This window comes from Nocardia sp. NPDC051900 (genome assembly GCF_044452545.1).
In the GTDB taxonomy this organism is placed as follows: domain Bacteria; phylum Actinomycetota; class Actinomycetes; order Mycobacteriales; family Mycobacteriaceae; genus Nocardia; species Nocardia sichangensis.
This window is the reverse complement of record NZ_JBITBU010000054.1, coordinates 1-7,760: the sequence shown is the minus strand read 5'-3', so window position 1 is coordinate 7,760 and position 7,760 is coordinate 1. Positions and strand designations below refer to the sequence as shown.

2 protein-coding genes are annotated in these 7,760 nt (G+C 69.1%); both read right to left on the bottom strand.

What is annotated here, in order from left to right; all coding sequences use genetic code 11:
* Positions 1 to 6,125 (bottom strand): amino acid adenylation domain-containing protein (locus ACIA5H_RS37285; RefSeq protein WP_397081024.1); only part of this gene is annotated, 6,125 nt, incomplete at its 3' end.
* Between the two features lie 278 nt (positions 6,126 to 6,403).
* Positions 6,404 to 7,760: thioesterase domain-containing protein (locus ACIA5H_RS37280; RefSeq protein ID WP_397081022.1), on the bottom strand; the 1,357-nt coding region annotated here is incomplete at its 5' end.

The following is a 7,760-nucleotide window of genomic DNA, read 5'->3' as shown; positions in this document are numbered from 1 at the left end:
TGGAACAACGGATGACGCGCCGTCGACCGCGGCGGATTCAACACCTCCACCAACCGCTCGAACGGCACATCCGCATGCGCGAACGCAGCCAGATCGACATCCCGCTGACGCGCGAGCACACCCGCGAACGACTCACCGCCATCTATCCGCGACCGGAACACCACGGTATTGACGAACATACCGATCAGATCATCCAGCTCCCGCTCACCACGACCCGCCACCGGAGTACCAACGGCGATATCATCCGAACCCGACAACCGAGCCAGCAACACCGCAAACGCCGTATGCACCACCATGAACAACGTCGCCCCATGCGCACGAGCCAAATCCACGAGCCCCGCATGCGTCGCCGCATCGATCTCGATATCCACTCGCGCACCCGCCAGCGACGCCACCGCAGGCCGCGGACGATCCGTCGGCAACTCCAGCAAATCAGGAAGACCAGCCAACTGCTCCCGCCAGAAACCGATCTGCCGAGCCGCAATCGAACCCGGATCCGACTCCTCCCCCAACACCGCACGCTGCCACAACGCGTAATCCGCATACTGCACCCGCAACGACGACCACCCCGGAACCTCACCCGAAGTACGCGCCGCATACGCCACCATCACATCCCGCACCAACGGACCCATCGACGACGCATCCGCCGCGATGTGATGCACCACCACCGCCAACACATGTTCCTGCGGCGCGTCCGCGATCCGCAGCAGCCGCACCCGCACCGGCACTTCGGCGGTCACGTCGAACGGAGTCGCAGCGAGCGTGTACACCTCGCTCGCGACCTCGTCCGCGCCGATCGCATGCGCGTCCACATCCAGCGCCACCTGCCCGGCGGCCAGCACCACCTGCACCGGACCATCCGCGGTCTCCGGATACACCGTGCGCAGCACCTCATGGCGCGCCACCACGTCGTGCAGCGCCGCACCCAGCGCGGCGACATCCAGTTCGCCGGTCAACCGCAATGCGAAGGGCAGATTGTAGGCCGCGGAACCGGCCGTGGCGGCAGCGCCGTCCACGTGGTCGAACCGGTTGAGGAACCACATCCGCCGCTGCGCCAACGACAACGGCAACCGCTCCGGCCGGGCGATGCTCCCCAGCTCCACACCACGCTCACCGTGCGTGTGCGACTCCAGCGCCGCCGCCAACCCCGCCACCGTCGGAGTCTCGAACAGCGTCCGCACCGGCACGCGAGCATCGACCGCCGCACCCAAGCGCGCCGCCGCCTGCGTGGCGACCAGCGAATTGCCGCCGAGCGCGAAGAAGTCGTCATCCGCGCCGACCCGGGTCACACCGAGCACCTCGCCGAACACACCCGCCACGATCTCCTCGACCGCGCTCGAGGGCGCACGGAACTCACGCGCGGTGAAGGCAGGTTCGGGAAGCGCCTTACGATCGAGCTTGCCGCTGGAATTCAGCGGCAACGCATCCAGCGCGACTATGGCGGCCGGAACCATGTAGGCGGGCAGCGTTTCCCCGATTGCCGCGAGCAACTCGCCTTGCTCGATCGAGTACCCCGGCATGGGGACCGTGTAGGCGACGAGCTGGTCCCCGAGCGACGAAGGCGCGACCGAGGCCACCGCCTGGCTCACCGAAGGCTGCGCCAGCAGCGCCGTCTCGATCTCGCCCAGCTCGATCCGCTGACCACGGAACTTCACCTGGAAATCGGTCCGGCCGAGGTAGTCCAGCCGATGCGGCAGCGCTTCGGTCGGGGCGCGCCAGACCACCAGGTCACCGGTACGGTACATCCGCTCGCCGTTGCCGAACGGGTTGGCGACGAACCGGTCCGCGGTGAGATCGGGACGCCGCACATAACCGCGGGCCAGCTGATCACCGGCCAAGTACAACTCACCGGGCACACCCACCGGCACCGGCCGCAACCACGAATCCAGGACGTACACCCGCGTGTTCCACTGCGGCACGCCGATCGGCACGGAACGCTCGTCCGCGGCCGTCGCGGGCCAGTAGGTCACCGACACCGCCGCCTCGGTCGGGCCGGAGAGATTGTGCACGGCCGCGTCGGTCACCGTGCGCACCGCGGCGACGGTCTCCGGCGGCAGCGCTTCGCCGATCACGAAGATGTCGCGCAAAGTGGGGCACGACCCGGGAGCGGTGTGCGCGGCGAAGACCGTCAGCATGGACGGCACGAAATCCGTCACCGTCACACCCTGTGCCGCAATCGTTTCCGCGACATACACCGGATCGCGGTGCCCGTCGTGGGCGGCGACGACCAGCTTCGCGCCCACGCGCAGCGGCAGGAAGTATCCCCATAGCGAGACGTCGAAGGTCGTCGCCGTCTTCTGTAGGTACACGTCGTCGGCGTCCAGCGGATAGGCAGCGAGCATCCAGCTGATCTGGTTCTGGATCGCGAAGTGCGAGATCGCCACGCCTTTGGGCCTGCCGGTCGACCCGGAAGTGAAGATGACGTACGCCGGATGGTGCGGCGACACCGGGCGCACGAGTTCTTCCGCGCGAACCGGGCTGTCGTCGAATCGGTTCGGATCCAGCGCGTCCAGCAGCAGGACCGCGGTGCCTTCCGGCACGTCGACCGCGTCGGCGGAGGTCGTGAGGACGCAGACCGGCTGCGCCGTGTCGAGGATGTGCGCGATGCGTTCGGCCGGATGATCCGGATCCAACGGCACATACGCCCCACCCGACGCCACCACCGCATACATCCCCACCACCAGATCCAACGACCGCCGAACCGCCAACCCCACCAACGACTCCGCACCCACACCCTGCGAAATCAACAAACGCGCCAGCCGATTCACCCGCGCATCGAACTCACGATAAGTCAGCTCGGCGCCCTCGTGCACCAAGGCCACCTCGTCCGCGTACGCCTCCGCGGCGCGCCGGTAACCGTCCAGCAGCAACTCGGCGGACACCGGGTACCTGGTGCTGTTCCACTCGAGCAGGATGCGTTCGCGCTCGGCGGGAGCCAGCAGGTCGATCGCGCCGATCGGCCGATCCGGCTCGGCCGCGACGGCGGTCAGCAACAGATCCAGCCGCCAGGCGAACTCGGCGATCGTCCGCTCGTCGAACAGGTCGGTGGCGTAGGTGAACATCGCCGTGAACCCGGTGGCCTGTCCATCGGCGGCGGGCACCACGGTCAATTGCAGATCGAATTTCGCCATCGCGCTGTCGAACTCGACCACCTGAGCGGACAGTCCGGGCAGTACTATCTCGGGCATGCTGAGGTTCTGGTAGAACAGCGCCACTTGGAACAACGGATGATGCGCCTGCGAGCGCACCGGGTCCAGCACCTCGACCAGCCGCTCGAACGGCAACTCGGCGTGCGAGAACGCGCCGAGATCCGTTTCCTTCGTCTGTTCGAGCAGCGCACGGAACGACGCGCCGGGATCAATCCGGGTGCGCAGGACCAGCGTGTTGACGAACATGCCGATCAGCGGATCGAGTTCCCGCTCGCCCCGGCCCGCCACGGGCGTGCCGATGGTGATGTCGTCGGTGCCGGTGAGCCGGGCGAGCAGCACCGCCAGGGCGCTGTGCACCACCATGAACTCCGAGGCGCCCGCGCTCTGTGCCAGTTCGGCGAGACCTCGGTGCACGGAGGCGTCCACCACGAAGGTGTACTCCGCGCCCCGGCCGGAGGCGACGGCTGGGCGCGGCCGGTCCGCGGGTAGGTCGATCCGGTCCGAGATGCCCGCCAAGGCGTCGCGCCAATAGGCGATCTGGGCCGCGGCCACCGAATCCGGGTCGTCCTCGTCGCCGAGCATCGCGCGCTGCCACAGCGTGTAGTCCGCGTACTGCACGGGTAGCGGTTGCCACGACGGGCGCGCCCCGTTGCGCCGGGACAGGAACGCGCTGAGCAGGTCACGCAGGAACGGCGCGACCGAAGCGCCGTCGGCCGCGATGTGGTGCACCACTACAACGACCACGTGGTCACCGGGACCGATCTCGGCCAGTGCGATGCGCAGCGGCACCTCCGCCGCGACGTCGAAGCCGGTCAGCGCGAATCCGCGCAGCCAGTCCGGTAGCTCGTGCTCGGCGACCGGCTTCGGCGCGAGGTCGGGAACGGCCTGTGCGGCTGGCAGCACCACTTGATACCCGGTACCGTCCACCGCCGGATACACCGTCCGCAACGTCTCATGACGCCCGACCACATCCGCGACCGCCGCCTGCAACGCCGCCACATCCAACACACCCGACAACCGCACCGCGAACGGAATATTGTTCGCCGCGGACCCGGTATCGAACTGATTCAAAAACCACATCCGCCGCTGCGCGGGCGACAACGGCACCCGCTCCGGACGCTCCACCGCCACCAACGCGCGCCGGTCGCCCGCGCCCTTCAACGGCTCCAACCGCGCGGCGAGCGCGGCGACGGTGGGGCTTTCGAAGATCAGCCGCGCGGGCACCCGCGCCGCGATGGCGGCCCCCAACCGGGCCGCGACCTGCGTCGCGATCAGCGAGTTGCCGCCCAGCTCGAAGAAATCGTCGTCCGCGCCGACCGGCGCGCCGGGGCCGAGCAGTTCGGCGAACACCTCGCCGACCAACTCTTCGAGCGGGCCGACCGGCGCGCGGAACACCTTGGTCTGCAACCGCGGCGCGGGCAGCGCCTCGCGGTCCAATTTGCCCACCGGAGTCAGCGGGATCTCGTCCAGCACCATGACGACCGTCGGCACCATATGCGCGGGCAGGCTCTGCTCGGCGAGCGCGGCCAGTTCGGCCGCGTCGGCGTCCATCCCCGGCGTGGCGTGCACGTAGGAGACGAGAATGGTCGCGCCGCTGTCCAGGTGGTGGCCGACGGTGACGGCGAAATCGACCGTCTCGTGCGCCGCCAGCACCGCATCGATCTCACCGAGCTCGATACGGAAACCGCGAATCTTCACCTGGAAATCGTTGCGACCCAGATACTCCAACTCACCATCCGGCGTCCAACGCACCAGATCACCGGTGCGATAGAGGCGTGAACCATGCGCGTCGAACGGGTTCGCCACGAAGCGGGACGCGGTCAGTCCCCGCCGTTCGTGATAGCCGCGGGCCAGTTGCGCACCGGCGATGTACAGCTCCCCCACGACACCGCTGGGGACCGGGACCAACCGCTCGTCCAGCACGTATTCGGTGACGGCCCGGATCGGCGCGCCGATCGTCACCGGTTCCCCCGGCACCAGCGGCGCGCTGATGTTCGTCATGATCGTGGTCTCGGTCGGGCCGTACCCGTTGAAGAACTCACGGGTGCGCCCACCCGACACCGGTAGCACCCAGCGCCGCACCAGCTCCGCCGGGCACGCCTCGCCACCGGCCACCACCACACGCAACTCGTCCAACCCCGCCGGATCCACCGACGCCAGCGCGGCCGGCGTCACGAACGCGTGGGTCACGGCCTCCCGGCGGATGAGGGACGCGAATTCCTCGCCGCCGAACACCGTGGGGGACGCGACGACCATGGTGGCCGCGCCACCCAGCGCGAGCAGCAACTCCAGCACCGACGCGTCGAACGACGGCGACGCGAAATGCAACGTCCGCGACGCACTCGTCACCCGATACCGATCACGCTGCTCGGCACAGAAACTCGCCAACCCCGCCTGCGTGACGACCACACCCTTCGGCTTGCCCGTTGAGCCGGAGGTGTAGATGACGTAGGCGGGATGCTCCGCGCGCAGCGGACGAACCCGATCGGTGTAGGTCACCGGATCTGCCGGGAACTCCGCGAGCCGCCGGGCGCAGTCCGCGGTGTCGATGGCCAGCCACTCGACCCGGTCCGGTAGGTCACCGCGGAGTTCCTCCACGGTCAGCCCGAAGACCGCGCCCGAGTCGGCGACCATGTGCTCGACCCGGTCGATCGGATAGTTCGGATCCACCGGCACGAACCCCGCACCGGTCTTGGCCACCGCCCACACCGCGACCACCGACTCCACCGAACGCGGAACACCGACCGCGACCAGATCCTCCGGACCCACCCCACGATCGATCAACAAACGCGCCAAACGCGTGGACCGTTCGTCCAGCTCGGCATAGCTCAGCGCGGCCAGCGTGGCGGTCGCGTCGGCGAACACCACGGCCGCGCCGCTCGGGTTGGCCTCGACGGCGGTGGCCATCAATTGCGGCAGAGTGGTGACGCGGGGGCGGCGGGTCCGGGTCGGGCGCACACGCGCCGGGCGGGTCATACGCGCACCGCTTCCGCAGTCTCGTCACGCCGCTGCCCGACCGCCCGAACCATCGTGCTGCCTCACCCTGTCTATCGTCGCCGCACGCACGTCACCATGCTCCCCACCCTGGGATCATCGAACGTGCGCAGGTCGATCGTTACCTGACCACCGGCGCACGCCGAGCGCGACCGGCCTCGACCGTGGGGTTTCGGGTCGAAAACGGACGCACGTGACGAGTGCCGCGGTTGATTATTACCTGCCGACGCGCGATTGGGGTCGCGACGTCGGCAGGATGGTCAACGGCGAGCGTCGAGCAGAGCGGCCAGCTGCGGTCCGATCACCGCCAGCGCCTCCGGTGTGGCCATCCGAGCGTGGGTGACCTCGACCGGCCGGTCGACGACCATGCCTTGGACGTACGGCCACCAGTCGGCCGCGGCGGCGCGCAACTCGTCGGTGGGATCGGCGACCGCCGCGCTGAAGTACTGCACGGTGCCGCGGAATACTCCGGGCCGGTGCTCGGCGATCAACTCCGCCGAGCGGACCGCGGTGCGGTAGATCCGGCGCAGCCGCTCGGGAGTCACCGCGACCAGATCGGCCGGGATCATGGCGTGCAACGCGGCCAACGACTCGTCGTCTAGCTCGTAGACATCGCCGTCAGCGGTGACCGCCGTGCCGAGGCCGAGTTCGGCCAGGGCCCCGCGCACCGCCGCGCGGAATCCGACCACGTCCGGATTCGGATGGCTGTCCATCATGGCCAGCAACTCCACCTGCTCGCCCGCGTCCTGCAACCTGGTGGCGATGGCATGGGCGAGCACGCCGCCGAGGGACCAGCCGAGCAACCGGTACGGACCCTGCGGTTGTACCGCCCTGATCTCGGACAGGTAGCGCTCGGCCAGTTCGTCCAGCGAACCGGGCAGCTCGACGTCCTCCGACAGCGCGGGCGATTGCAGGCCGAAGATCGGCTGCTCGACGGGCAGGAACTGGGCCAGACCCGCGTACGACCAGGCCAAGCCGTACATCGGATGCAGGCAGAACAGCGGGGCCGCCGATCCGCTCGCCCGGATGGGCAGCAGCACGTCCAGCGCCGCGGTGGCGTCGGCGTCGCCCGCGTCGATGCGCGCGGCCAAGCCCGCCACCGTGGCGTCGGTGAAGAACCACTGCACCTGCACCGTCGCTCCGGTCGCGTCCCGCAGCCGTCCGGCCACCTGGGCCGCGAGCAGCGAGTTACCGCCGAGCCCGAAGAAATCGTCGTCCAGGCCGACGCGGTCGGCGCCGAGCAGTTCGGCGAACGCGGCGGCCACGGCCTGCTCGGTGACCGTCTGCGGCGCGCGGTAGGCGGCCGTGCTGACGATCTCCGGTGCGGGCAGCGCCCGGCGGTCCAGTTTCCCGTTCGCCGTCAACGGCAACACCTCGAGCACGACCACCGCATCCGGGACCATGTACCCGGTCAGGAAGTCGGCGACTTCGCCGCGCACCGCGGTCGGGTCGATGCTCGCGCCCGGGTCGGGCACGACGTAGCCGATCAAACGGTCACCGGCATGCTCGTCGGTACGGACCGCCGCGACCGCCTGCCCGACCCCGGCACACCGCAGCAGCGCCGCCTCGATCTCCCCGAGTTCGATGCGGAACCCACGCAACTGCACCTGCTGATCA